The organism is Aeromonas sp. XH (genome assembly GCF_033348475.1).
Taxonomy (GTDB): domain Bacteria; phylum Pseudomonadota; class Gammaproteobacteria; order Enterobacterales; family Aeromonadaceae; genus Aeromonas; species Aeromonas sanarellii.
Window position 1 is genome coordinate 1,013,614 of the sequence record NZ_CP137630.1, and the last position, 23,028, is coordinate 1,036,641.

22 protein-coding genes, 2 tRNA genes and 2 pseudogenes are annotated in these 23,028 nt (G+C 62.1%); 16 read left to right on the plus strand and 10 right to left on the minus strand.

What is annotated here, in order from left to right; translation table 11 throughout:
• The first annotated feature begins 6 nt into the window (after positions 1-6).
• The 13 genes from glmM (at position 7) to R2B70_RS04865 (ending at position 13,237) form a co-directional block, all read left to right on the plus strand.
• Positions 7-1,341 carry a phosphoglucosamine mutase gene (gene glmM, locus R2B70_RS04805; RefSeq protein WP_216989725.1) on the plus strand — a complete coding sequence of 445 codons (1,335 nt, stop codon included), beginning with the start codon at positions 7-9 and terminating at the stop codon, positions 1,339-1,341.
• A 131-nt stretch (positions 1,342-1,472) separates the two neighbouring features.
• Entirely contained in the window at positions 1,473-2,237 is a 765-nt protein-coding gene (gene tpiA, locus R2B70_RS04810) for a triose-phosphate isomerase (RefSeq protein ID WP_216989726.1), read from the plus strand.
• The gene (gene secG / locus R2B70_RS04815) at positions 2,238-2,564 is read left to right on the plus strand and encodes a preprotein translocase subunit SecG (protein ID WP_010633113.1); all 327 of its coding nucleotides are present in this window, start codon (positions 2,238-2,240) and stop codon (positions 2,562-2,564) included.
• A 7-nt stretch (positions 2,565-2,571) separates the two neighbouring features.
• Positions 2,572-2,656 (plus strand) — tRNA-Leu (locus R2B70_RS04820).
• 91 nt (positions 2,657-2,747) lie between these two features.
• Positions 2,748-2,824 (plus strand) — tRNA-Met (locus tag R2B70_RS04825).
• A 166-nt stretch (positions 2,825-2,990) separates the two neighbouring features.
• A complete protein-coding gene (rimP, locus tag R2B70_RS04830; protein WP_318162776.1) occupies positions 2,991-3,449 on the plus strand; it encodes a ribosome maturation factor RimP in 459 nt (152 codons plus the stop codon).
• Between the two features lie 14 nt (positions 3,450-3,463).
• Complete coding sequence (gene nusA / locus R2B70_RS04835; protein WP_042078872.1) at positions 3,464-4,966, plus strand: transcription termination factor NusA; 1,503 nt, start codon at positions 3,464-3,466, stop codon at positions 4,964-4,966.
• Positions 4,967-4,986: 20 nt separating this feature from the next.
• Positions 4,987-7,689 (plus strand): translation initiation factor IF-2, encoded by a 2,703-nt coding sequence (gene infB / locus R2B70_RS04840; protein WP_042078873.1) that lies wholly within the window; start codon positions 4,987-4,989, stop codon positions 7,687-7,689.
• Positions 7,690-7,744: 55 nt separating this feature from the next.
• Entirely contained in the window at positions 7,745-8,179 is a 435-nt protein-coding gene (rbfA, locus tag R2B70_RS04845) for a 30S ribosome-binding factor RbfA (protein WP_042078874.1), read from the plus strand.
• Position 8,180: 1 nt separating this feature from the next.
• The gene (truB, locus tag R2B70_RS04850; protein WP_318162777.1) at positions 8,181-9,140 is read left to right on the plus strand and encodes a tRNA pseudouridine(55) synthase TruB; all 960 of its coding nucleotides are present in this window, start codon (positions 8,181-8,183) and stop codon (positions 9,138-9,140) included.
• A 144-nt stretch (positions 9,141-9,284) separates the two neighbouring features.
• Positions 9,285-9,554, plus strand: coding sequence for a 30S ribosomal protein S15 (gene rpsO, locus R2B70_RS04855; RefSeq protein WP_042078876.1), 270 nt, complete (start codon positions 9,285-9,287; stop codon positions 9,552-9,554).
• A 180-nt stretch (positions 9,555-9,734) separates the two neighbouring features.
• Positions 9,735-11,879 carry a polyribonucleotide nucleotidyltransferase gene (gene pnp, locus R2B70_RS04860; protein ID WP_318162778.1) on the plus strand — a complete coding sequence of 715 codons (2,145 nt, stop codon included), beginning with the start codon at positions 9,735-9,737 and terminating at the stop codon, positions 11,877-11,879.
• A gap of 146 nt (positions 11,880-12,025) precedes the next feature.
• The gene (locus tag R2B70_RS04865; RefSeq protein WP_318162779.1) at positions 12,026-13,237 is read left to right on the plus strand and encodes an MFS transporter; all 1,212 of its coding nucleotides are present in this window, start codon (positions 12,026-12,028) and stop codon (positions 13,235-13,237) included.
• 3 nt (positions 13,238-13,240) lie between these two features.
• On the opposite strand, the gene R2B70_RS04870 is transcribed toward R2B70_RS04865, so the two are convergent.
• Complete coding sequence (locus R2B70_RS04870; protein WP_209793327.1) at positions 13,241-13,594, minus strand: DsrE/DsrF/TusD sulfur relay family protein; 354 nt, start codon at positions 13,592-13,594, stop codon at positions 13,241-13,243.
• A 160-nt stretch (positions 13,595-13,754) separates the two neighbouring features.
• Between R2B70_RS04870 and R2B70_RS04875 the strand changes: the two genes are divergently transcribed.
• Positions 13,755-14,147, plus strand: coding sequence for a DUF1090 domain-containing protein (locus tag R2B70_RS04875; protein ID WP_318162780.1), 393 nt, complete (start codon positions 13,755-13,757; stop codon positions 14,145-14,147).
• Between the two features lie 81 nt (positions 14,148-14,228).
• Here R2B70_RS04875 and R2B70_RS20175 read toward each other — a convergent pair.
• From R2B70_RS20175 to yegQ, 3 genes and pseudogenes are all read right to left on the minus strand, one after another.
• Positions 14,229-14,312, minus strand: a pseudogene (locus R2B70_RS20175) (ferredoxin); the annotation flags it as partial.
• A 120-nt stretch (positions 14,313-14,432) separates the two neighbouring features.
• Positions 14,433-14,681 (minus strand): YfhL family 4Fe-4S dicluster ferredoxin, encoded by a 249-nt coding sequence (locus tag R2B70_RS04880; RefSeq protein WP_042078883.1) that lies wholly within the window; start codon positions 14,679-14,681, stop codon positions 14,433-14,435.
• Between the two features lies 1 nt (position 14,682).
• Entirely contained in the window at positions 14,683-16,047 is a 1,365-nt protein-coding gene (gene yegQ / locus R2B70_RS04885) for a tRNA 5-hydroxyuridine modification protein YegQ (RefSeq protein ID WP_209793333.1), read from the minus strand.
• A gap of 444 nt (positions 16,048-16,491) precedes the next feature.
• On the opposite strand from yegQ, the gene R2B70_RS04890 reads away from it, so the two are divergent.
• On the plus strand, positions 16,492-17,418 hold the full coding sequence (locus R2B70_RS04890; RefSeq protein ID WP_042078886.1) for a L,D-transpeptidase family protein: 927 nt from the start codon (positions 16,492-16,494) through the stop codon (positions 17,416-17,418).
• Between the two features lie 66 nt (positions 17,419-17,484).
• On the opposite strand, the gene R2B70_RS04895 is transcribed toward R2B70_RS04890, so the two are convergent.
• From R2B70_RS04895 to fldB, 6 genes and pseudogenes are all read right to left on the minus strand, one after another.
• A complete protein-coding gene (locus tag R2B70_RS04895; protein WP_042078887.1) occupies positions 17,485-17,862 on the minus strand; it encodes a VOC family protein in 378 nt (125 codons plus the stop codon).
• A gap of 149 nt (positions 17,863-18,011) precedes the next feature.
• Positions 18,012-19,352, minus strand: a complete 1,341-nt coding sequence (locus tag R2B70_RS04900; protein WP_318162781.1) for a TldD/PmbA family protein — start codon at positions 19,350-19,352, stop codon at positions 18,012-18,014.
• Positions 19,352-20,752 (minus strand): TldD/PmbA family protein, encoded by a 1,401-nt coding sequence (locus tag R2B70_RS04905; RefSeq protein ID WP_318162782.1) that lies wholly within the window; start codon positions 20,750-20,752, stop codon positions 19,352-19,354. Before R2B70_RS04905 ends, R2B70_RS04900 begins: the two co-directional genes overlap by 1 nt.
• A 287-nt stretch (positions 20,753-21,039) precedes the next feature.
• Positions 21,040-21,183 (minus strand): hypothetical protein, encoded by a 144-nt coding sequence (locus R2B70_RS04910; protein WP_412055159.1) that lies wholly within the window; start codon positions 21,181-21,183, stop codon positions 21,040-21,042.
• Between the two features lie 21 nt (positions 21,184-21,204).
• Positions 21,205-21,306: pseudogene (locus R2B70_RS04915) on the minus strand (flavodoxin FldB); the annotation flags it as partial.
• Between the two features lie 63 nt (positions 21,307-21,369).
• Positions 21,370-21,888: a flavodoxin FldB gene (gene fldB / locus R2B70_RS04920; RefSeq protein ID WP_042078890.1), complete on the minus strand. Its 519-nt coding sequence runs from the start codon at positions 21,886-21,888 to the stop codon at positions 21,370-21,372.
• A gap of 188 nt (positions 21,889-22,076) precedes the next feature.
• Between fldB and xerD the strand changes: the two genes are divergently transcribed.
• Positions 22,077-22,976 carry a site-specific tyrosine recombinase XerD gene (gene xerD, locus R2B70_RS04925; protein WP_318162783.1) on the plus strand — a complete coding sequence of 300 codons (900 nt, stop codon included), beginning with the start codon at positions 22,077-22,079 and terminating at the stop codon, positions 22,974-22,976.
• Positions 22,977-23,028 lie beyond the last annotated feature (52 nt).

Consider the following 23,028-nt stretch of genomic DNA (forward strand, 5'->3'; position numbering starts at 1 on the left):
CAGACAATGACCAGAAAGTATTTCGGCACCGACGGTGTGCGCGGCAAGGTGGGCGAATACCCAATCACCCCGGATTTCGTGATGAAGCTCGGCTGGGCTGCCGGCAAGGTGCTCTCCAAGAAGGGCACCCGCAAGGTGCTGATCGGCAAGGACACCCGCATCTCCGGCTACATGCTGGAGTCGGCGCTGGAGGCAGGCCTCTCCGCCGCCGGTCTCAAGGCCATTCTGATGGGGCCCATGCCCACTCCGGCCGTCGCCTACCTGACCCGCACCTTCCGTGCCGAGGCCGGCATCGTCATCAGCGCATCCCACAACCCCTATTACGACAACGGCATCAAGTTCTTCTCCGCCGACGGCACCAAGCTGCCTGACGACGTCGAGCTGGCCATCGAGGCCGAACTGGATCACGAGCTCAAGTGCGTGGAGTCCGCCGAACTCGGCAAGGCGCAGCGCATCGACGATGCGGCCGGCCGCTACATCGAGTTCTGCAAGAGTACCTTCCCCTCCAACCTGAGCCTGGAAGGGCTGAAGATGGTGGTGGACTGCGGCCACGGTGCAACTTATCACATCGCCCCTTCCGTCTTCCGCGAGCTGGGAGCCGAAGTGATCGCCATCGGTTGCAGCCCTGATGGCCTCAACATCAACGATGGCGTCGGTTCCACCGCACCGGAGGCGCTGGCCGCCAAGGTGCTGGAGTGCAAGGCCGATCTCGGTGTCGCCTTCGACGGTGACGGCGATCGTCTGGTGATGGTGGATGGTACTGGCTACATCATCGACGGGGATGAGATCCTCTACATCATCGCCCGGGATGCGCTGCGCAACGGTCGTCTCAAGGGCGGTGTGGTGGGTACCCTGATGGCCAACATGGGGCTGGAGCTGGCGCTGCAGACCCTCGGCATCCCGTTTGCCCGCGCCAAGGTGGGTGACCGCTATGTGCTGGAGATGATGAACGAGAAGGGCTGGCGCATCGGCGGTGAAAACTCGGGTCACATCATCTGCCTGGATCAGACCACTACGGGGGATGGCATCGTCGCCGCCCTGCAGGTGCTGACTGCGATGCGCACCGCCGAGATGCCGCTGGCCAAGCTGCGCTCCGGCATGAGCAAATTCCCCCAGGTGCTGGTGAATGTGCGCTTCGCCGAAGGCAAGGATCCGCTGGCATCGGACGCCGTTCAGCAGGAAGTAGCCGCGGTGGAGCAGGAGCTGGCCGGACGTGGTCGCGTGCTGCTGCGCAAATCCGGGACAGAGCCGCTGATCCGGGTCATGGTGGAAGGGGAACACGAGCAACAGGTGCGTGACATGGCCACACGCATCGCACAACGGGTCGAATCGGCGTTTTAATGAACAGCCGAGGCGGCTTTTTAGTCGCCTTGGTTGTATCTTGTTCAAACGATTCGAAAATTTGAAAATAGCACTTGTCAGCTGAGCATCCTCTGGATATTATCAGCCCCGCTTTCGCAAGGGAGTTGCCGATGGGACATCGCAAGCCGTTTGTAGCAGCCAACTGGAAGTTACACGGTAGTAGGTCGCAGTTAGAGCAGTTTACTGGTCAGTGCCTAGAGCGCATTGATGAACGAGTAGACGTGGTCTTGTGTCCATCCCATGTGCATCTCGATTTCACGGCCGCTCTGCTCAATGAGCAGAGGGTGATGAAGTTGGGGGCTCAGAATGTGAGTCAGCACAGACAGGGCGCTTACACGGGGGAAGTCTCGTGTGAGATGCTGGTCGAGGCAGGGTGCCAATACGTACTGGTTGGCCACTCCGAGCGCAGGCGTCTCTTTGGTGAGACCAGTTTCATCGTCGCGGAGAAGTTCGCGGCAGTCAGAGCGGCAGGCCTGGTACCCATACTATGTCTGGGTGAGTCAGGGGCGGCGAGGCAGGCAAGAAGAACCTTCGAGGTTATTGCCGAAGAGCTGGACATCGTCATAGAGAAAAATGGCGCGATGGCTTTCGATAATGCTATCATCGCCTACGAGCCGATTTGGGCTGTAGGTACAGGTAAATGCGCCACACCCGAGCAGGCACAAGAGGTTCATTCCTTTATACGCGGTCGCTTGGCGGAGGATACTCCGGTAATAGGTGAGAAAGTCAGAATCATCTATGGTGGGAGCGTGACGCCGGCCAATGCACAGGATTTGTTTGCCCAGCCCGACATAGACGGCGGTCTGATTGGTGGCGCAAGTCTCGATGACAAGGCGTTTTTAGGAATCGTTGAAGCGGCAAAGGGTGCAAGTTAAATGTACGAGATTCTTTTGGTCGTTTATCTGCTGGTATCGCTGGCTCTCATTGGTCTGGTGATGATTCAGCAAGGTAAAGGGGCTGATATGGGCGCCTCCTTCGGCGCAGGGGCATCGAATACCGTATTCGGCTCCGGTGGTTCAGGCAGCTTCCTGACCCGCACAACAGCGATTTTGGCTACTCTGTTCTTCTTGATTAGCTTGGTGCTCGGATCCATGTCGAGCAACAAGGTAAAACAGGGTAGTGAATGGGAAAATCTGCAACAGACCCAACAGGTTGAGCAGAGCAAAGCGCCAGTGAAGAAAGACACTGATGTTCCCGAGTAAGAGTTTTGCCGTGGTGGTGGAATTGGTAGACACGCTATCTTGAGGGGGTAGTGCTCTAGGGTGTGCGGGTTCGAGTCCCGCCCACGGCACCAATTAAGCAGTGAACCCGGGTGACCGGGGTGTTATAGCCAGTCAGTCTTGTGTGATGAGAGTGAAGTGGCTATAATCTCGCACGATTTCGGACGCGGGGTGGAGCAGCATGGTAGCTCGTCGGGCTCATAACCCGAAGGTCGTCGGTTCAAATCCGGCCCCCGCAACCAAATTTCACGCATTTCCTACGCTCAGGAAGGCGGTCGCTGCGAGGCGACAATCAGGGTAAAGCGCCAAGCCCCGATTTGACATCGGGGCTTTTTGTTATGTGCGATTTATTCTGACTTTATTTCTATCTGGGCTATATGCCCTTTTTTTGTTTTTCGGAGGGTGACTTTGGCTACGTTGGAACAACGTTTGACCGATCTGCTCGAGGCTCCTGTCGTTGCCTTGGGTTTTGAACTGTGGGGTATCGAATTTGTTCGTGCGGGCAAACACTCGACCCTGCGCGTTTTCATCGACGCGGAGCAAGGTGTGACGGTGGAAGATTGCGCCGAGGTGAGCCGCCAGGTCGGCGCCATCATGGACGTCGAAGACCCCATCACCGAGGAGTACTACCTTGAAGTCTCCTCCCCGGGTCTGGATCGTCCGCTGTTCAAGGTCGCCCAGTTCGAAAAATACGTTGGCCAGGAGGCGGCGATTTCGCTTCGGATGGCAACAAACAACCGCCGCAAGTTCAAAGGCGTAATCAAAGCCGTGCTGGGGGACATGATCACCCTGACGGTAGATGGTAAGGACGAGGTGTTGGCTTTCACCAATATCCAAAAAGCGAACATAGTGCCGAACTTTGGTTAACGAGGCTATCGGATATGAATAAAGAGATTTTGCTGGTCGTTGACGCAGTGTCCAACGAGAAGGCTGTCCCCCGCGAGAAGATCTTCCAGGCTCTGGAGACTGCGCTGGCGACTGCGACCAAGAAAAAATACGAAGGCGAGATTGAAGTGCGGGTCGAGATCGATCGCAAGACCGGCGACTACGACACCTATCGCCGCTGGGTCGTCATCGCGGATCAGGCTGCGATGGAAAACCCCTACGCCGAGATCACCCTGGAAGCGGCTCAGATCGAGCAGCCGGATATCCAGATTGGCGACTACGTGGAAGATCAGATCGACTCCGTGACCTTCGACCGCATCACCACCCAGACCGCCAAGCAGGTCATCGTGCAGAAAGTGCGCGAGGCCGAGCGCTCCCAGGTCGTCGACCAGTTCAAGGACAAGGAAGGCACTATCATCAGCGGCGTGGTCAAGAAGAGCAACCGCGACAACGTGATCCTGGACTTGGGCAGCAATGCCGAGGCCGTGATCTTCCGCGACGACATGCTGCCGCGCGAGACCTTCCGCCCGGGTGACCGCATCCGCGGCCTGCTGTACGCCGTGCGTCCGGAAGCCCGTGGTTCCCAGCTGTTCGTCAGCCGCTCCAGCCCGGACTTCCTCAAAGAGCTGTTCCGCATCGAAGTGCCGGAGATCGGCGAAGAGATGATCGAAATCATGGGTGCCGCCCGTGACCCGGGTTCCCGCGCCAAGATCGCGGTGAAGACCAACGATCGTCGCATCGACCCGATCGGTGCCTGTATCGGCATGCGCGGTGCCCGCGTTCAGGCGGTTTCCGCCGAGCTGAGCGGCGAGCGCGCCGACATCGTGCTGTACGATGACAACCCGGCCCAGTACGTGATCAACGCCATGGCGCCGGCCGATGTGGCCTCCATCATCGTCGATGAAGACAACCACACCATGGACATCGCCGTGGAAGCCGCCAACCTGGCCCAGGCCATCGGTCGCAACGGTCAGAACGTGCGTCTGGCCTCCCAGCTGACCGGTTGGGAGCTGAACGTGATGACCGTCGAGGACATGCGTGCCAAGCACCAGGCCGAGAACGACCGCATCATGACCCTGTTCACCAGCACCCTGGACATCGACGACGATTTCGCCGGCCTGCTGATGGAAGAGGGCTTCTCCACTCTGGAGGAGATCGCCTTCGTGCCGGTCAACGAGCTGCTGGCCATCGACGGTCTGGACGAAGACATGGTCGAAGAGCTGCGCAAGCGCGCCAAGGATGCCCTGACCACCAAGGCCCTGGCCAAAGAAGAATCCTTTGAAGGTGTCGAACCTTCCGAAGAACTGCTCAATCTGAACGGCCTCGGCCGTGACATGGCGTACGCCCTGGCCGCGCGCGGCATCGGCACCCTGGAAGATTTGGCAGAGCAAGGCATTGATGACCTTGCCGACATCGAAGGGCTGACCGCCGAGAAGGCAGGTGAGCTGATTATGGCTGCTCGCAATATCTGTTGGTTCGGAGAAGAGCAGTCTAGTTAAGATCAAACGGAGGAAAATGAATGGCAGAAGTATCAGTCAAACAACTTGCCACTGACATCGACACACCGGTTGATCGTCTTCTCCAGCAGTTTGTCGATGCCGGTATCAGCAAGAGCAAGGCCGACGACCTGGTCAGCGAGTCCGAGAAGCAGACTCTGCTGGCCCATCTGAAGAAACAGCATGGAGGTGACGAGGTTGCCGCCCCTGCCCGCATGACCTTGCAGCGCAAGACCAAGAGCACCCTGAGTGTTCAAGGTACTGGTGGCAAGAACAAGGAAGTGCAGGTAGAAGTGCGCAAGTCTCGCACCTATGTAAGACGCTCGGCGCTGGAAGATGAACAGCGTCAGGCGGAAGCCGAGGAAAAAGCGCGTTTGGAAGCAGAAGAAAAAGCTCGTCGCGAGGCCGAAGAGAAGGCCCGCCTCGACGCTGAAGAGAAGGCTCGCCGTGAGGCTGAGCAGGCTCGTCGTGAAGCTGAGGAAAAGGCGCGGATCGAGGCACAACAAAAGGCTCGACAGGCTCAACAGCCCGCCAAAGCAGCCAGTAGCACAGCTCAGCAAGAGGCAGAAAAGATGGCCAAGCGCGAAGCAGAAGAACTGAAGCGCCAACAGGAACAGACAGCTTTGCAAAAAGCTGAAGAACTCGCCGCGAAGAAAGCCGAAGAGGCTCGTCTCATGGCGGAACAGAATGCGGCCCGCTGGGCCGAGGAAGAGGCGGCTCGTGCCAAAGAGAGCAGCGATTACCATCTGACCACCAACAAGCACGCGCAAGCGGCGGAAGATGAGCTGGATCGCAAGGAAGAGACCAGCCGTCGCACGGCTGCCGCTGCCAAGGCGCCGAAGAAGGTCGGCCGTCGCGAAGACGATCGCAACGACCGCAACTCCCGCGATCCGCGTGCTCGCAAGGGCAAGCGTGGCAAGATGGCCATGCCGAACGCCATGAAGCACGGCTTCAACAAGCCGGCGGCCGTGGTCAACCGCGATGTCGTCATCGGCGAGACCATCACAGTGGCGGAACTCGCCAACAAGATGGCCGTCAAGGGTGTCGAAGTCATCAAGGTGATGATGAAGATGGGTGCCATGGCCACCATCAACCAGGTGATCGACCAGGAGACCGCCCAGCTGGTCGCCGAGGAGATGGGTCACAAGGTGGTGCTGCGCCGCGAGAACGAGCTGGAAGAGGCGGTACTTAGCGATCGTGACGAGACCTCCGAAGCCAAGCCGCGCGCCCCTGTCGTGACCATCATGGGTCACGTCGACCACGGCAAGACCTCCCTGCTGGACTACATCCGCAAGGCCAAGGTTGCCGCGGGCGAAGCCGGCGGCATCACCCAGCACATCGGTGCTTACCACGTCGAAACCGACAGTGGCATGATCACCTTCCTGGATACCCCGGGTCACGCGGCGTTCACCTCCATGCGTGCCCGTGGTGCCAAGGCGACCGACATCGTGGTACTGGTAGTGGCTGCCGATGACGGCGTCATGCCGCAGACCATCGAAGCGATCCAGCACGCCAAGGCCGCAGAAGTGCCCCTGGTCGTTGCGGTCAACAAGATCGACAAGCCGGAAGCGGATCCCGATCGCGTCAAGACCGAGCTGGCCCGTTACAACGTCATGTCGGAAGACTGGGGTGGCGACTGCCAGTTCGTGCACGTCTCCGCCAAATCCGGTCAGGGCATCGACGACCTGCTGGAGGCCATCCTGATCCAGGCTGAAGTGCTGGAGCTGAAGGCCGTGGTCGACGGCATGGCCAGCGGCGTCGTGATCGAGTCCTTCCTGGACAAGGGCCGTGGCCCGGTTGCTACCGTGCTGGTGCAGGAAGGTACTCTGCGTCAGGGCGACATCGTGCTGTGCGGTCTGGAGTACGGCCGTGTGCGCGCCATGCGTGACGAACTGGGTCGCGAGATCAAGGAAGCGGGTCCGTCTTTGCCGGTCGAGATCCTCGGACTGTCCGGTGTGCCGTCTGCCGGTGACGAAGCCACCGTCGTGCGTGACGAGAAGAAGGCCCGCGAAGTGGCACTCTATCGTCAGGGCAAGTTCCGCGAAGTCAAGCTGGCTCGCCAGCAGAAGGCCAAGCTGGAGAACATGTTCGCCAACATGACCGAGGGCGAAGTGTCCGAAGTGAACGTGGTGATCAAGGCCGACGTACAGGGTTCCGTGGAAGCGATCTGCGACGCTTTGGTCAAGCTCTCCACCGAAGAGGTGAAGGTGAAGATCGTCGGCTCCGGCGTGGGTGGCATCACCGAGACCGACGCCACCCTGGCTGCCGCGTCCAGCGCCATCCTGGTGGGCTTCAACGTCCGTGCCGACGCCTCTGCCCGCAAGGTCATCGAGGCCGAGAGCCTGGATCTGCGCTACTACTCCGTCATCTATGACCTGCTGGACGAAGTGAAGCAGGCCATGAGCGGCATGCTGGCCCCCGAGTACCGTCAGGAGATCATCGGTCTGGCGGAAGTGCGCAGCGTCTTCAAGTCGCCGAAGTTTGGCGCCGTGGCCGGCTGTATGGTCACCGAAGGTGTGGTCAAGCGTTCCAACCGCATTCGCGTTCTGCGCGACAACGTGGTTATCTACGAAGGCGAGCTGGAATCCCTGCGTCGCTTCAAGGATGACGTCAACGAAGTCAAGAACGGCTACGAGTGCGGCATCGCGGTCAAGAACTACAACGACGTGCGCGAAGGCGACCAGATCGAAGTTTACGAGACCGTTGAAATCCAGCGGACTCTGTAAGCCGAGCGTTATACAAAATAGGGGGCCGCGGCCCCCTTTTATCGCAGGATAGAATATGGCCAGAGAATTCAGCCGGACCCGTCGGGTCGGGCAGCAGATCCAGCGTGAAATCGCGCTGATCCTGCAGCGCGAGGTGAAAGACCCGCGCATCGGCATGGTGACGGTTTCCGATGTGGAAGTGTCCAAGGATCTGAACTATGCCAAGATTTACGTCACCTTCTTGCAACTGGAGAACGATGCCGAGCGCATCGCGGAAGGGCTCAAGGGCCTGACCGAAGCCGCCGGCTACATCCGCAGCCTGCTTGGCAGCGCCATGCGCCTGCGGGTGGTGCCGGAGCTGCGTTTCTACTATGACCAGACCCTGGTCGAGGGGATGCGCCTCTCCAACCTGGTGACCAACACTGTGCGGGAAGACAAGCGCCGCATGACCGAAGCCGGTCGTGACGAGAGCGATGCCGCACCGGATGACACTACTGAGGACAAAGCCTGAGATGTCTCGAAGACGTCGTTTCAAGGGCCGTGACGTGCACGGCATCCTGCTGCTGGACAAACCCACCGGCCTGACCTCCAACGATGTGTTGCAGAAGGTCAAGCGGATCTACAACGCCGCCAAGGCCGGCCACACCGGCGCCCTGGATCCCCTGGCGACCGGCATGTTGCCGATCTGCCTGGGGGAAGCCACCAAGTTCTCCCAGTACCTGCTGGAAGCGGACAAGCGCTACGAGGTGACCGCCAAGCTCGGCGAGCGTACCAACACCAGCGACTCCGACGGCGAGGTGGTCTCCACCCGGCCGGTGAACCTGGCGGTGGGCACCCTGATCGAGGCGCTGGACCAGTTCCGCGGCCCCATCATGCAGGTGCCGTCCATGTACTCCGCTCTCAAGCACAACGGCCGTCCGCTCTACGAGTACGCCCGCGAGGGCATCGAGATCGAGCGGGAAGCCCGTCCCATCACCATCTTCGAGCTCAAACTGCTGAGCTTCGAGGGGGATGAGGTGCGTCTCGAGGTGCACTGCAGCAAGGGCACCTACATCCGCTCCCTGGTGGACGATCTCGGCGAGGTGCTGGGCTGTGGCGCGCACGTCACCCAGCTGCGCCGCACCCGGGTGGCCAGCTACCCGTACGAGCGGATGCTGACCCTGGAGCAGCTCGAGTGCATCTTCGAGCAGGCCAAGGCGGAGAGCATCCCGCCGCGGGAGCAGCTGGATCCCCTGCTGCTGCCGATGGATACCGCCGTGGCCTCCCTGCCCGAGGTGAACATGCAGGTGGCGGTGGCCGCCTACGTGAACCAGGGCCAGGCCGTTCAGGTGGCGGGGGCGCCGCAGAGCGGCCAGGTCCGCATGACGGTCGGCCCGGAACGCGAGTTCATCGGGGTGGGCGAGATCGACGACGAGGGGCGCGTGGCGCCCAAGCGTCTGGTGCGCTATCACGACGAACACGACGAGGAGTGATCCTCAGGCGGTATCGAGGCGTGTTGGCCGTTGTGCCTCTTTCCCGTTGCGAAAAGTGACGGGGGCGATTATGATACCGCCCTCATTTCACGGCTGAATTAGAGATTGGCTGTGGACCTTTAAACACTCTACTGGAGTAACATCATGTCTCTAAATGCTGAGATCAAAGCGCAAATCGTTGCCGACAACGCTCGTGGCGCCAACGACACCGGTTCCCCCGAAGTGCAGGTTGCCCTGCTGACTGCCCAGATCAACCATCTGCAAGGTCACTTCAAGGAGCACGCCAAGGATCACCACGGTCGTCGTGGTCTGCTGCGCATGGTTTCCCAGCGCCGCAAGCTGCTGGACTACCTGAAGCGTAAAGATTCCGAGCGTTATGCCGCTCTGATCGCCAAGCTGGGTCTGCGTCGTTAATCGACCATCAGATTTCGCGAAAAAGGGGAACCGTGAGGTTCCCCTTTTTTATGGCCCGTTTCAAACGGGATGCAGGCCGTTGCCTGCCTCACAGAATTAACGTCCGCGCTTACCTTTTGATGCGAATCAAGTATACTTGCACGCGAATTTAAAGCGCCAAATTGTTAAAAGGAAATTCACGTGAATCCTATTGTAAAGTCATTCCAGTACGGTCAACACACCGTCACACTGGAAACCGGTGTGATGGCCCGTCAAGCCACTGCGGCCGTCATGGTCAGCATGGACGATACCTGTGTCTTCGTGACCGTCGTAGGCAAGAAAGAGGCCGATCACGGCCGTGATTTCTTCCCGCTGACCGTCAACTATCAGGAGCGTACCTATGCTGCTGGTCGTATCCCGGGTGGTTTCTTCCGTCGTGAAGGCCGTCCGAGCGAGGGTGAAACCCTCATCTCCCGTCTGATCGACCGTCCCATCCGTCCGCTGTTCCCGGAAGGCTTCCTCAATGAGGTTCAGGTGGTTGCCACCGTCATGTCCGTGAACCCGGCCGTTTCCCCCGACATCGTTGCCATGATCGGTGCCTCCGCGGCGCTGGCCATCTCCGGCATCCCGTTCGGCGGCCCGATCGGTGCAGCCCGCGTGGGTTACATGAACGGCCAGTACGTGCTGAACCCGACCACCACCGAACTGCCTCAGAGCGATCTGGACCTGGTGGTTGCCGGTACCGCCAACGCCGTGCTGATGGTGGAATCCGAAGCGGCCATCCTCTCCGAAGAGGTGATGCTGGGCGCCGTGGTCTACGGTCACGAGCAGATGCAGGCCGTGATCAACGCCATCAACGAATTCGCTGCCGACGTCGGCACCAAGCCGTGGGATTGGACACCGCCTGCCGTCAACGAAGCACTGAAGGCCAAGGTGGCCGAGCTGGCGACAGCTGAACTGGGTGAAGCCTACCGCATCACCGAGAAGGCCGTGCGTTACGAAACCATCGCCGCCATCAAGGGCCGCGTGGTCGAGCAGGTCATCGCCTCCGGCGTGGAAGAAGATGCCAAGAAGATCGGCGAGGAGTTCCACAGCCTGGAAAGCCGCATCGTTCGTGGCCGCGTTGTTCGCGGTGAGCCGCGCATCGATGGTCGCGATCCCGAGATGATCCGCGCCCTGTCCGTCGCCACTGGCGTACTGCCGCGTGCCCACGGCTCCGCCTTGTTCACCCGTGGTGAAACCCAGGCCATGGTCGTTGCCACCCTGGGTACCGAGCGTGACGCCCAGAACATCGACGAGCTGACCGGCAACCGCGCCGATCGCTTCATGCTGCACTACAACTTCCCGCCATACTGCGTCGGTGAGACCGGCATGATGGGCAGCCCGAAGCGCCGCGAAATCGGTCACGGCCGTCTGGCCAAGCGCGGCGTTGCCGCTGTGATGCCGAGCGCCGACGAGTTCCCGTACGTGGTACGCGTGGTCTCTGAAATCACCGAATCCAACGGCTCCTCCTCCATGGCCTCCGTCTGTGGTTCCTCCCTGGCGCTGATGGATGCCGGTGTGCCGATCAAGGCCTCCGTCGCCGGTATCGCCATGGGTCTGGTGAAGGAAGAAGAAGGTTTCGTCGTGCTGTCCGACATCCTGGGTGACGAAGATCACCTGGGCGACATGGACTTCAAGGTTGCCGGTACCACCGAAGGTGTGACCGCCCTGCAGATGGACATCAAGATCGAAGGCATCACCAAGGAGATCATGGAGATTGCCCTGAAGCAAGCTCGTGGTGCTCGCCTGCACATCCTGAAGGTGATGGACGAAGCCATCCAGGCACCGCGTGCCGAGATCTCCGATTTCGCCCCGCGCATCCACACCATCAAGATCAACCCGGAGAAGATCAAGGACGTCATCGGCAAGGGTGGCTCCGTGATCCGCGCGCTGACCGAAGAGACCGGCACCAACATCGAGCTGGATGACGACGGTACCGTCCGCATCGCCGCCGTCGACGGTGAAGCCGCCAAGGAAGCGATCCGCCGTATCGAGGCCATCACCGCCGAGATCGAAGTGAACCGCATCTACGAAGGTAAGGTTGTCCGTCTGGCCGACTTCGGTGCCTTCGTCAACATCCTGCCGGGCAAGGACGGTCTGGTGCACATCTCCCAGATCACCGATGCGCGCGTGCAGAACGTGGCCGACTACCTGAAGATCGGTGACGTGGTGAAGGTAAAGGTACTGGAAGTGGACCGTCAGGGCCGCGTGCGTCTCTCCATCAAGGAAGCGAACGCCCCGACCGAAGCCGCTGCCGCTCCGGCCGCCGCCGCCGTTGCCGTGGAAGAACCGGCTGCCGAATAAGCCGCCGCTTGCTGAAAAAGCCGACCTCAGGGTCGGCTTTTTGTTGTCTGGCATCCGGCGATCCCGTCGGCGAGGTGCCTTGTTCCTTTTGGCGCCACTTGCTATAAGGGGCGACCCGCCTCTCGATTGTCAAAAGGAAGTGCAACATGTCATGGGCCTCTCTCAGGCAGTTTACCCCCCTGGTCTGGATCGTCATCCTGGGCACCTTCATGGTGCGCACCACCTTCTTCATGGTCTGGCCCTTCCTCTCCATCCTGCTCTACCGTGACTACGGCCTGTCGGCGACCCTGATAGGGGCCATCCTGGGGGCGACGGCGGCTCTCTCCACCCTGGTGAGCTTCTATGGTGGCTGGTTGTCGGACAAGTGGGGGAGGCGCAACATCTTGCTGTTTGGCTGCCTGATATCGGCCTCGAGCGTGGCCTTGCTCGGCCTCTCCCATCAGGTGGTCTGGCTGGCGGTCGGGGTGATCGGCAGCGGCCTCTCCTACGGGCTCATCGACTCCCCCGGCAAGGCGCTGATGGCCGACAGCCTGGCCGAGCCCAAGGCCCGCGAACTGGCGCTGCACCTGCGCTACTTCCTGCTGAACCTGGGGGCCGCCATAGGTCCCCTGCTCGGGGTCACCTATGGCCTGAGCGCGCGGCAGGAGACCTTCCTGCTGCTCAGCACCAGCTACCTGCTGCTCGGCGCTATCTTCGTCACCGGCTTTCGGCTGGCCGGTTGTCAGGCAAGCCAGGCGGCCGGTCCCGGCATGCGCACCGTGTTGCGGGTGCTCTGGCAGGACAGGGGCTTCCTGCTGCTGACCCTGGCGAACCTGCTGCTGATGCTGGTCTATGCCCAGTTCGAATCCCCCCTCATCCAGTACCTGACCCGTTCGGGCACACCCGAGGTGGAGCGGCTCATCGGCTGGCTGGTCACCGCCAATGCGTTGACCATAGTGATACTGCAGTTCCCCCTGCTGCACCTGACCGCGGGTTGGCCCACCCGGCGCAGGCTGCAACTCGGGGTGGCGCTGTTTCTCGGAGCCCAGTTGCTGTTTGCGCTGGGGGATACCGCCATCTGGTGGCACTGGATAGTGGCCGTGGTCCTCTTGAGCGTCGGGGAGTGCATCCTGTTCCCCTTGCTCAACGTGCTGATCGATCAGATGGCGCCGAGCCACCTGAAGGGCAGCTACTTCGGAGCGGCCTCCATGTCCGGGCTCGGGGTCGCCATGGGGGCCCTGCTGGGGGGCTGGATACTGGCCCACTGGGGAGGCGCCACCCTCTACGCCCTGATGGCGCTGCTCTGCCTGATGATCCTGATGCTCTATGGCCTGAGCACCCGGATCCCGCGACCCACGCTGGCCCGGGCCGGTACCTGATGGCTAGAAGGTCAGCACCTTGTCGGCGGCCAGGGTCCACTGGGCCAGCAGGGGCAGGGTGCCTATCTCGATGCCCTCGATGAGGGGCAGAGGGGTGATGCCACGGGCGTCGGTGCAGCTCTTGCACAGCCGGATCTGGGTGCCCTGTGCCAGCAGGATCTCCAGCATCTGGCGCAGGTTGTAGCCCTCGGCCGGGCTCTGTCCTGCCAGGGCGGCGCCGACCGCATCCGACATCAGGAAGAGTTTCAGGTCTGTCTTCTCCTGCTCCTGGAGGGCAATCCCGAGGCGAAGGGCATTGAACAGGGACTCGCTGCCATAGGGGGCGCCGTTGGCGACGATGAGGATCTGCGGTTTCATGGGACTCTCCTGGGTTAAAGGGGCATTGTAGCGCCACCCGGATGACACTGGCTTGATGCAGTGCAAACTCTGTCGTAGCCCGGGTTCCCGCGTCTTGACCTCGCGGGATGAGTCAGGTCTCATGGGCGGCCATCCAGTATGACAGAGCAAAGAGGTCGTTATGTGGAAGATCGCCGGAATAGGCTTGTTGCTGTTGGCCGGGCAGGCCTATGGCACTGAAAACGTCGGCTGCAAGGCCAGACATCAGGCGGTGACCGAGCAGCTCGCGTTCGCCAGGGCGCACGACAACGCAGAGCGGGTTGCCGGGTTGGAGCAGGCCCTGCGCAACATCGAGACCCACTGTACCGATGCCGGGCTCCTTGAGGATCAGCAGCAGAAGGTGGCCAAGCAGAAGGCCGAGGTGGAAGAGCGGCTGGCGGATCTGCAGAGTGCGCGGGTGGCGGGTAAACCGGACAAGATCGCCAAGAAGCAGGCAAAGCTGGAAGCGTCCCAGGCCGAGCTGCTGGAGGCCCAACGGGAACTCGAGGCGCTGCAGAAACTGGTCAAGCCCTGAGGGGAGGGCAGCGCAATAGAAAAAGCCGGGCATGCCCGGCTTTTTCTATGTTTGGAGAATGGACTCAACGAGCGGCAGGCGCTACTGCCTGTGCATCCTGACGAATTTGTCCAGCAACTGATCCTCGGTCTCCACGTGGGCGGGATCCCGGAGGATGCAGTCCATAAGCAGCAGACGCAGGCACTACTGCCTGTGCATCCTGACGAATTTGTCCAGCAACTTATCCTCGGTTTCCACGTGGGCGGGATCCCGGAGGATGCAGTCCATAAGCAGCAGACGCAGGCACTACTGCCTGTGCATCCTGACGAATTTGTCCAGTAACTGCTCTTCGGTCTCCACATGGGCGGGATCCCAGATGATGCAGTCGATGGGGCAGACGCTGATGCAGGTGGGCTTCTCATAGTGGCCGACGCACTCGGTGCAGCGATCCGGGTCGATCTCGTAGATCTTGGTCCCCAGGCTGATGGCCTGGTTCGGACACTCCGGATCGCACATGTCGCAGTTGATGCACTTGTCGGTGATGAGCAGCGCCATCTCAGGCCGCCGAGTGGGGCTGACGGGTATCCTCGCGCTCGCCGAGGTTGCGCAGCAGGATGCCGTAGTTCACGTCCACTTCCTTCGGTACCGGCACATAGACCACGTGGCCGTTGCCCGGCGCGGTGTCGATGAGCTCGCCCTTGCGGTTCTGCATCTGCTCCAGGTTGAAGCTGAGGTTGCCTTGCGGGGTCATCAGCTCCAGGCTGTTGCCCAGCAGGAACTTGTTCTTCACCTCGACCTCGACCATGTCACCGTTGCGACCGGTGATCTCGCCGACGAACTGCTGGGTGTCGGAGACGGAGTAGCCGTAGTCGTAGTTCTGGTACTCGCTGTGGTTGTGGCGGCGCAGGAAGCCCTCGGTGTAGCCGCGGTGGGCCAGGTTCTCGAGGGTGCCCATCAGGGTGGGATCGAACGGCCGGCCGGCCACCGCATCGTCGATGGCCTTGCGATAGACCTGGGCGGTGCGGGCGCAGTAGTAGAAGGACTTGGTACGGCCTTCGATCTTGAGGGAATGGACGCCCATCCTGGTCAGGCGCTCCACGTGCTCGACGGCGCGCAGGTCCTTGGAGTTCATGATGTAGGTGCCGTGTTCGTCCTCGAAGGCGGTCATGAACTCGCCGGGACGGTTGGACTCCTCCAGCAGCACCAGGGCGTCGCTCGGCTTGCCGGCCCCCAGGGTCGGATCCACCTTTTGCACGGCGATGGGCTCCTGGCGGTGGACGATCTGGCCCACGTCATCTTCCTTGCCCTCGTGGACCTTGTACTCCCAGCGGCAGGAGTTGGTGCAGGTGCCCTGGTTGGGGTCGCGCTTGTTGATGTAGCCGGAGAGCAGGCAGCGGCCCGAGTAGGCCATGCACAGGGCGCCGTGGACGAAGACTTCCAGCTCCATCTCCGGCACCTGCATGCGGATCTCCTCGATCTCGTCCAGCGACAGCTCTCGGGAGAGAATGACCCGGGTCAGGCCCATCTGATGCCAGAACTTCACCGTGGCCCAGTTGACCGCGTTGGCCTGCACCGACAGGTGGATCGGCATCTCGGGGAAGGCCTCGCGCATCATCATGATGAGACCGGGGTCGGACATGATCAGTGCGTCCGGTTTCATCTCCACCACGGGGCGCATGTCGCGGATGAAGGTCTTGAGCTTGGAGTTGTGGGGCTGGATGTTGGCCACCACATAGAACTGCTTGCCCAGGGCATGGGCCTCGTTGATGCCGAGCTGCAGATTCTCGTGATCAAATTCGTTGTTGCGTACCCGCAGGCTGTAGCGGGGCTGACCCGCGTAGACGGCGTCGGCGCCATAGGCATAGGCGTAACGCATGTTCTTGAGGGTCCCGGCGGGGGAGAGCAATTCTGGTCTGAACATGTTGGACTCTTTGTCTGATTGCAAATCAGGACGGCGCCACCTGATGGCGTCGTATGGATTAATCGGCATGGCGCGACCGTACTCGACGCACCGCCTCCGATCGGACTACACCAGGGAACGAGATGGTTCGATACTCCTGATACAGAGGGTGCGAGATTGTACTCGTGACCGGCCCTTCATGCAATTTGGGGAGGGGCAGCCAGGCCGCCGACCTGTTCATTTTATGCTCATAAGAGCGATGTTAGGGTGTCAGCAAGCCGGGAGGGGCGGTCGCTGGGGAGGGAATGGATCTTTTCCGCGAAAAAGCCCATCTCCAAGTTGAAATTTTGCCCTACTCGGGAAAGAATGCGCGCTCGGTTATTGGTCTCGGGTGACGCGTCACAGAACAAGCCGAGGATGAGCAGGCCAAAGGCCCACAGGTACAGGAAACCATACAGGAATTTTATGAATCCCCTTCGCATTGCCGCTTCGGCCCTTTTTTGCACTCTGACCCTGGTCAGCCAGCAGGCTGCTGCCGTTGAATACGTGCTGCCCGCCGCGAACAGCCGCCTGATCGGCGAGAACCAGGAGTACGTGGTCCCCGCGGACAACCGTCCGCTGGAGCAGATTGCCGCCGACTTCCAGCTGGGTCTGACCAACATCATGGAAGCGAACCCGGGCGTCGACCCCTACCTGCCGACGCCGGGCAGCAAGCTGGTCATTCCCCATCAGCTGATCCTGCCGAATGCGCCGCGCGAGGGGATCGTCATCAACGTGGCCGAGATGCGCCTCTACTACTACCCCAAGGGCAAGAACGTGGTGCAGGTGCTGCCCATCGGGATCGGCCAGCTGGGGGTCAACACCCCGGAGAACTGGATCACCAAGGTGGAGCGCAAGCGCGCGAACCCGACCTGGACCCCGACCGAGAACATCCGTCGCCGCTACGCCGCCCAAGGCAAGACCCTGCCCGCAGTCTGGCCGGCCGGTCCTGACAACCCCATGGGTCTGCACGCCCTCTACATCGGCAACCTCTACGCCATCCACGGTACCAACGCCACCTTCGGCATCGGTCTGCGGGTGAGCAGCGGCTGCGTGCGCCTGCGCGCCGACGACATCAAGTACCTGTTCGACAACGTGCCGGTCGGCACCCGCGTCCAGTTCGTGAACCAGCCGGTCAAGACCACGGTCGAACCGGATGGCGGTCGCTACATGGAAGTGCACGAGCCGCTGTCGCGCACCGAGGAGGAGTTCAACTCCACCGCCGCCGTGCCGCTGCCCATGACCCCGGCCACCACCCGTTTCATCGCCCACGCCGAGAGCGACTCCAACGTGGTCAAGCAGGTGCTGGAACAGCGCACCGGCATGCCGACCCGTCTCAATCCAGAGGCGTAATGGCTGGCAGTGCAGTTAAACAACAACGGCGACCCCAGGGTCGCCGTTGTTCTTTCTGCCCGCCCGTCAGGCGGCTGGCGGGGCATAGAGGGCCAGCCAGTTCCCTTCGGTATCTTCGATGATGACCCGGGAGCCATGGCCGCTGCCGATGCTGTGCAGGGGTTCGAGCACCCGCCCGCCGAGCCGGGGCACCAGCTGCTCCGCCTCCTGCAGCCTGTCACCGAGGGAGAGATAGATGAGGGGGCCGGCGCCGCCGGGCTGGTGGTATTTGTCCATGGGGCCGAGGCAGGCCGCCGCGTTGTTGCCGTCGTAGCGCAACATGGCATAGCGCATCTCCTCCTCCTGGATGGGGGTGACCTGCACATCGAGCAGGGCCGAGTAGAAGTCCATGGCGCGATCCAGATCCCGTGTCGGAATGTCGGCCCAGACCAGGGTGTTGTCCATCGTCGTATTCTCCAGAGATTCCCGGCCAATGCGGCCGGTGGCTCTTTGAGGTTAGGAGTGGCCAATACGCGGTGCCAGAGGCAAAAAAACGGCGCCATCAGGCGCCGTTTTCAGTTGCAGGAAACCAGGGGTTTGTCCATGTCATTCAGCTATTTACCTGCGATGCTCAAGCCGCCGAAGCGGATCTGCGGGGCATAGAACTCCTTGCCGTCGTCGTGGTGCAGCAGGTTGCCGACCGCCTCCAGCTCACCCAGCAGGCGATAGAAGTTGCCCGCCACCGTGATGCCGCGCACCGGCGCCACCCGCTCCCCGTCCCGGCACAGGAAGCCGGAGGCGCCGAACGAGAAGTCGCCGCTCACCGCGTCGGCCCCGGAGTGCAGGCCGTCGAGCTTGACCAGCTCCAGGTACTCGCCGCTTTGCACCTCGCCCTCGCCGTGGGGGCCGAGCCCGAACACCAGGTGGCGCGGGCTCACGTCCAGGGCGCTGCGGGCGCTGCGGGCCGCCGCACCGTTGCTCGTCACGCCGAAGTGGCGGGCGGTGGCGCTGTTATGCAGCAGGGTCTTGAGCTCCCCTTCACCGATGAGCAGCAGATCCGAGGTGGCGGCCCCTTCGCCGTCGAACGCCTTGATCTTCATGCCCCCCGGCATATGGACCCGGCTCTCCAGGGTGAGCCAGCGTGACGCCACGCTCTGGCCCACCTTGCTGCGCCAGGGGTTGATCCCCTGCTGGGCCCACTTGCCGGACAGCGCCGACTGGAAGCAGCCAAACAGGCTGGCCAGGCAGTTGGGGCTGAAGATGACGCTGTAGCGACCGCTCGGCACCGCCTCACCCATCAGCAGGCCATCGGCCACGGCATGGATCTGCGCGATGAGGGGCGCCGGGTCCAGCTCGTCGAAGCGGCGGCCGTACAGCCCCTGGTAGTGCATGGACTGGCGGCCGCCCCGCTCGATCAGGGCCGAGCTGTGGCAGCCGACGCTGAATTCCTGGTGCTGGCAGAACGAGCCCTGGCTGTTGGCGAGCCACAGCCGGCTCTCCCCCTCGAAGAAGCCGTTGTAGGGGGCTCCGGTCACGTCCGGCAGGGCCAGCATGTCGGACTCGAGGCGCAGGGCCAGGGCGATTTTCTCTTCCACCGCCGTGGTGTCGGGCTGGCATATCTCGGCGCAGTCGGTGGCGAGCCTGCTCTGCTGCACTGTGATGCGCTGGTCCGGGTCCACCTGGGCGAAGCGGCTGGCATCGAGCGCATCCTGCACCATGGCATCCAGGGCGGCCTCATCGAGGGCCTCCGAGTAGGCGATGCCGACCCGGCCCTCTTTTATCAGCCGAATGCCGATCTGCTGGCTGCTGGTGACCTTGTATTCGCTGAGCTCGCCCTTGTCGGCCTTGAGGGAGAAGGCCCTGTCCTGGTTGGCGATGACGTCCGCCTCGGCACCGAGATCGGCGACCTTGTCCAGCAGGCGGGCAAGCAGTTGGTTCATGTCGAGCTGGCTCATCAGGCGTTCCCTCCCACCAGGATGTTGTCCACCTTGAGTGGCGGCTGCCCGACCGAAGCCGGGATGGAGCCGGAGACAGATCCGCACATGCCGGCGGAGAGGGCCAGATCGCGCCCCACCATGGAGATCTCCTTGAGCACCTGGGGGCCCGTGCCGATCAGGGTCGCCGACTTCAGCGGTCTGGTTATTTTGCCTCCCTCGATAAGGTAGGCCTCCTGCACGTTGAAGTTGAACTCGCCGGTGCCGGGCTGCACCGAGCCGCCCCCCATCCGCTTGGCATAGATGCCGTGCTCCACGGTCGCCAGCATCTCGTCCAGGCTGTGGTTGCCCGGCTCGATGTAGGTGTTGCGCATGCGCGAGGCCGGGGCGAACTTGTAGGATTCGCGCCGTCCGGAACCGGTGCGGGCGTAGCCGGTGCGAAGGGATCCCATCCTGTCCACCAGGAAGCCGGTCAGCACCCCGTCCTTGATGAGCTGGGTGTGCTGGGTCGCCATCCCCTCGTCGTCGACGTTGATGGAGCCCCAGGCGTTGCCCTGCAAGCCCTCGTCCACCGCGCTGACCGCGGGGTTGGCGATGAGCTGGCCCATCTTGTCGTGGAACACGGACGCCTTCTTGGCCACCGAGGTGGTCTCCAGCAGGTGGCCGCACGCCTCGTGGAAGATGACGCCGCCAAAGCCGCTCTCCATGATGACCGGCAGGGTGCCGCTCGGGCAGGGGGCGGCACCCAGCTTCACCAGCGCCTGGCGGGTGGCGGTGAGGGCCAGCTCGCGGGGATCCACGCCTGCGGCGTGCTCCCACCCCTTCATGGCGCCGGGGGCTTCATAGCCCACGCTCTGCTCGCCTCCGTCCAGGGCGATGGTCTGGGCCATGATGCGGTTGTAGTGGCGGCGATCGGCCACCTGTACCCCTTCGCTGTTGAAGATCTCCACCTCCTGCTCCCAGCCCAGCACATTGCCGGAGAACTGGCTCACCTTGTCGCTCTCGGCGCGGGCCGCGGCGTCCATGGCGTGCAGGTAGGCGATCTTCTGCTCCAGCAGCTTGTCGGCCGACAGGGGCAGGGCGATCGGGTTGCGATCGGTCAGGCGGGTGAAATCGAAGGCGGTGGCGGTCACCACGGGGTCACGCCTGTCTTTGGCCGCCAGCAGGGTGACGATGCGCAGGAGCTCGTTGCGATCGGCCAGGTTGGTGTAGCCGTAGAGCACCTTGTGGCCGTAGCACAGGCGTACGCCGATGCCGAAGTCGAGGCCGCCGCTGATGTTCTCTATCTGGCTGGAGAGCAGGCTGAGCTGGCTGCGGCGCTTGCGCTCCACAAACAGTTCGGCGAAGTCGGCACCCAGTGCCAGGGCGTGATCGAGCACGTCGCGGGCGATGGCGGGGGCCAACAGGGAGAATGAAGTCATAGAATATCCTTTTCTGGTCTGTCCGTTTGCTTCCGACACCCGGCTTTAGGTTGTTATAGGGTGTCGAACCCATTGTTGCAGACCAGAGGCCAAAAGTCGCTATAGCGTCAGGCGATGATACCAAACGAGAAAATCGGTGCGATTTATGCGCCCGGTTACCCGAAATCGGGCCACCGGCAGTGGGATTAGAGCCGTTCGTGGGTCTCGTCGAGGGTCAGGCCGACGACAAGATGATGGCCATCGTCGATCCGTATCCAAGGGGTCATCGAGCATGCAAGCTACCAGGATCAGAGCTGCTCGTGGATCTCGCTTAATATCTGGTCGACCCACTGCTCGATGCGGGATGCGATCTGGTCGTACTGGTTGGCATCGTCGAGGGTCAGACCGACGACAAGAGGATGGCCATCGTCGATCCGTATCCAAGGGGTCATCGAGCATGCAAGCTACCAGGATCAGAGCTGCTCGTGGATCTCGCTTAATATCTGGTCGACCCACTGCTCGATGCGGGATGCGATCTGGTCGTACTGGTTGGCGTCGTCGAGGGCCAGGCCGACGACAAGATGATGGCCATCGTCGATCCGTATCCAAGGGATCATCGAACATGCAAGTTTCCTGGATCAGAGCAGCTCGTGGATCTCGCTTAATATCTGGTCGACCCACTGCTCGATGCGGGATTCGGTCTGGTCGTACTGATTGGCGTCGTCGAGGGCCAGGCCGACGAAGTGGCGGCCATCGTCGATCAGCGCCTTGGAGGCGTCGAACTCGTACCCCTCGTTGGGCCAGTAGCCCACCAGCTTGACGCCCTTGGGCACCAGCTGATCGTGCAAGAGGCCGAGGGCATCCTGGTACCACTCGCCATATCCCAGCTGATCGCCCAGGCCGAACAGGGCGATGATGCGGCCCTCCAGATGCACATCCCTGATGTCTTCCCAGCGGGATTCCCAATCTTCCTGCAGCTCGCCGAAGTCCCAGGTGGAGATGCCCAGGATCAGGATGTCGTACTCCTGCATGCGGACGAGGGGGACATCCTTGATGTTGTGGAGATCGACCAGCTCGGGGCCGATGAGGGCGCGGATCTTCTCGGCGGCCATCTCGGTGTAGCAGGTGGTGGAGCCGTAAAACAAACCTATCTTCATCGCTCTTCTCTTGATCGCAGTAGGCCAGGGGGGCGGGCAACCGGCAGGGTGGCGCCCGGGGGAGGGCGCCAGTCTAGCAGATTGCCCGGCGCGCTTCACCGCCTGGCGGGCAATGGAGAAGCCTGCCTTGCGGCCCGGGTGGGTCGACGCGCTACAATGGCCCCCTGTTTCCCTGAGCGCGGAGTACCATGAGCAAAGCTGAATCCCATCCCCTTATCGAGCCGTTTCTCGACGCCCTCTGGCTGGAGCGGGGGCTGTCTGACAACACGGTCGGCGCCTATCGCACCGATCTGGAAAAATTCGCCCTCTGGCTCGATGAGCAGGGGGGCTCCCTGCTGCTGGCCGGGCTGGACGACATCCAGCACTACCTCGCCTGGCGGGTGGACCATCAGTTCGCCGCGAGCAGCACGGCCCGCTTCCTGTCGGCCTTGCGCCGCTTCTATCAGTACCTCAACCGGGAGAAGCTGCGCAGCGACGATCCCACCGTGCTGCTGGAGGGGCCCAAGCTCCCCAAGAAGCTCCCCGCCGATTTGAGCGAGGCCGAGGTGGAGGCGCTGCTCATGGCGCCCCTGGTGGATGACCCGCTGGAGCTGCGCGACAAGGCGATGCTCGAGCTGCTCTATGCCACCGGGCTGCGGGTCTCCGAGCTGGTGGGGCTGACCGCCGAGCACGTCAGCCTGCGCCAGGGGCTGGTGCGGGTGGTCGGCAAGGGCAACAAGGAGCGGCTGGTGCCCATGGGGGAGGAGGCAGTGCACTGGCTGGAGCGCTACTACCGGGAGGCGCGCACCCTGCTGCTCGGGGGCACCAGCTCGGACGTGGTGTTCCCTTCCAAGCAGGCGCGCATGATGACCCGCCAGACCTTCTGGCATCGCATCAAACTCTATGCCCAGCGCGCCGGTATCCAGGGCGAGCTCTCTCCCCACACCCTGCGCCACGCCTTCGCCACCCATCTGCTCAACCACGGCGCCGACCTGCGGGTAGTGCAGATGCTGCTGGGGCACGCGGATCTCTCCACCACCCAGATCTACACCCACGTGGCGAACGAGCGGCTCAAGGCGCTGCACGGCCAGCACCATCCCCGCGCCTAGGCTCCCGTGCCCGGACAAAGAAAGGGGGCGACGGTTCAGCCGTCTCCCCCTC

Excerpts from the sequence above, each read along its gene's own strand:
- glmM (WP_216989725.1), top strand. The coding sequence starts at position 7 with ATGACCAGAAAGTATTTCGGCACCGACGGTGTGCGCGGCAAGGTGGGC.
- tpiA (WP_216989726.1), top strand. The coding sequence starts at position 1,473 with ATGGGACATCGCAAGCCGTTTGTAGCAGCCAACTGGAAGTTACACGGT.
- secG (WP_010633113.1), top strand. The coding sequence starts at position 2,238 with ATGTACGAGATTCTTTTGGTCGTTTATCTGCTGGTATCGCTGGCTCTC.
- nusA (WP_042078872.1), top strand. The coding sequence starts at position 3,464 with ATGAATAAAGAGATTTTGCTGGTCGTTGACGCAGTGTCCAACGAGAAG.
- infB (WP_042078873.1), top strand. The coding sequence starts at position 4,987 with ATGGCAGAAGTATCAGTCAAACAACTTGCCACTGACATCGACACACCG.
- rbfA (WP_042078874.1), top strand. The coding sequence starts at position 7,745 with ATGGCCAGAGAATTCAGCCGGACCCGTCGGGTCGGGCAGCAGATCCAG.
- truB (WP_318162777.1), top strand. The coding sequence starts at position 8,181 with ATGTCTCGAAGACGTCGTTTCAAGGGCCGTGACGTGCACGGCATCCTG.
- rpsO (WP_042078876.1), top strand. The coding sequence starts at position 9,285 with ATGTCTCTAAATGCTGAGATCAAAGCGCAAATCGTTGCCGACAACGCT.
- R2B70_RS04865 (WP_318162779.1), top strand. The coding sequence starts at position 12,026 with ATGTCATGGGCCTCTCTCAGGCAGTTTACCCCCCTGGTCTGGATCGTC.
- R2B70_RS04870 (WP_209793327.1), bottom strand. The coding sequence starts at position 13,594 with ATGAAACCGCAGATCCTCATCGTCGCCAACGGCGCCCCCTATGGCAGC.
- R2B70_RS04875 (WP_318162780.1), top strand. The coding sequence starts at position 13,755 with ATGTGGAAGATCGCCGGAATAGGCTTGTTGCTGTTGGCCGGGCAGGCC.
- R2B70_RS04880 (WP_042078883.1), bottom strand. The coding sequence starts at position 14,681 with ATGGCGCTGCTCATCACCGACAAGTGCATCAACTGCGACATGTGCGAT.
- yegQ (WP_209793333.1), bottom strand. The coding sequence starts at position 16,047 with ATGTTCAGACCAGAATTGCTCTCCCCCGCCGGGACCCTCAAGAACATG.
- R2B70_RS04890 (WP_042078886.1), top strand. The coding sequence starts at position 16,492 with ATGAATCCCCTTCGCATTGCCGCTTCGGCCCTTTTTTGCACTCTGACC.
- R2B70_RS04895 (WP_042078887.1), bottom strand. The coding sequence starts at position 17,862 with ATGGACAACACCCTGGTCTGGGCCGACATTCCGACACGGGATCTGGAT.
- R2B70_RS04900 (WP_318162781.1), bottom strand. The coding sequence starts at position 19,352 with ATGAGCCAGCTCGACATGAACCAACTGCTTGCCCGCCTGCTGGACAAG.
- R2B70_RS04905 (WP_318162782.1), bottom strand. The coding sequence starts at position 20,752 with ATGACTTCATTCTCCCTGTTGGCCCCCGCCATCGCCCGCGACGTGCTC.
- R2B70_RS04910 (WP_412055159.1), bottom strand. The coding sequence starts at position 21,183 with ATGACCCCTTGGATACGGATCGACGATGGCCATCCTCTTGTCGTCGGT.
- fldB (WP_042078890.1), bottom strand. The coding sequence starts at position 21,888 with ATGAAGATAGGTTTGTTTTACGGCTCCACCACCTGCTACACCGAGATG.
- xerD (WP_318162783.1), top strand. The coding sequence starts at position 22,077 with ATGAGCAAAGCTGAATCCCATCCCCTTATCGAGCCGTTTCTCGACGCC.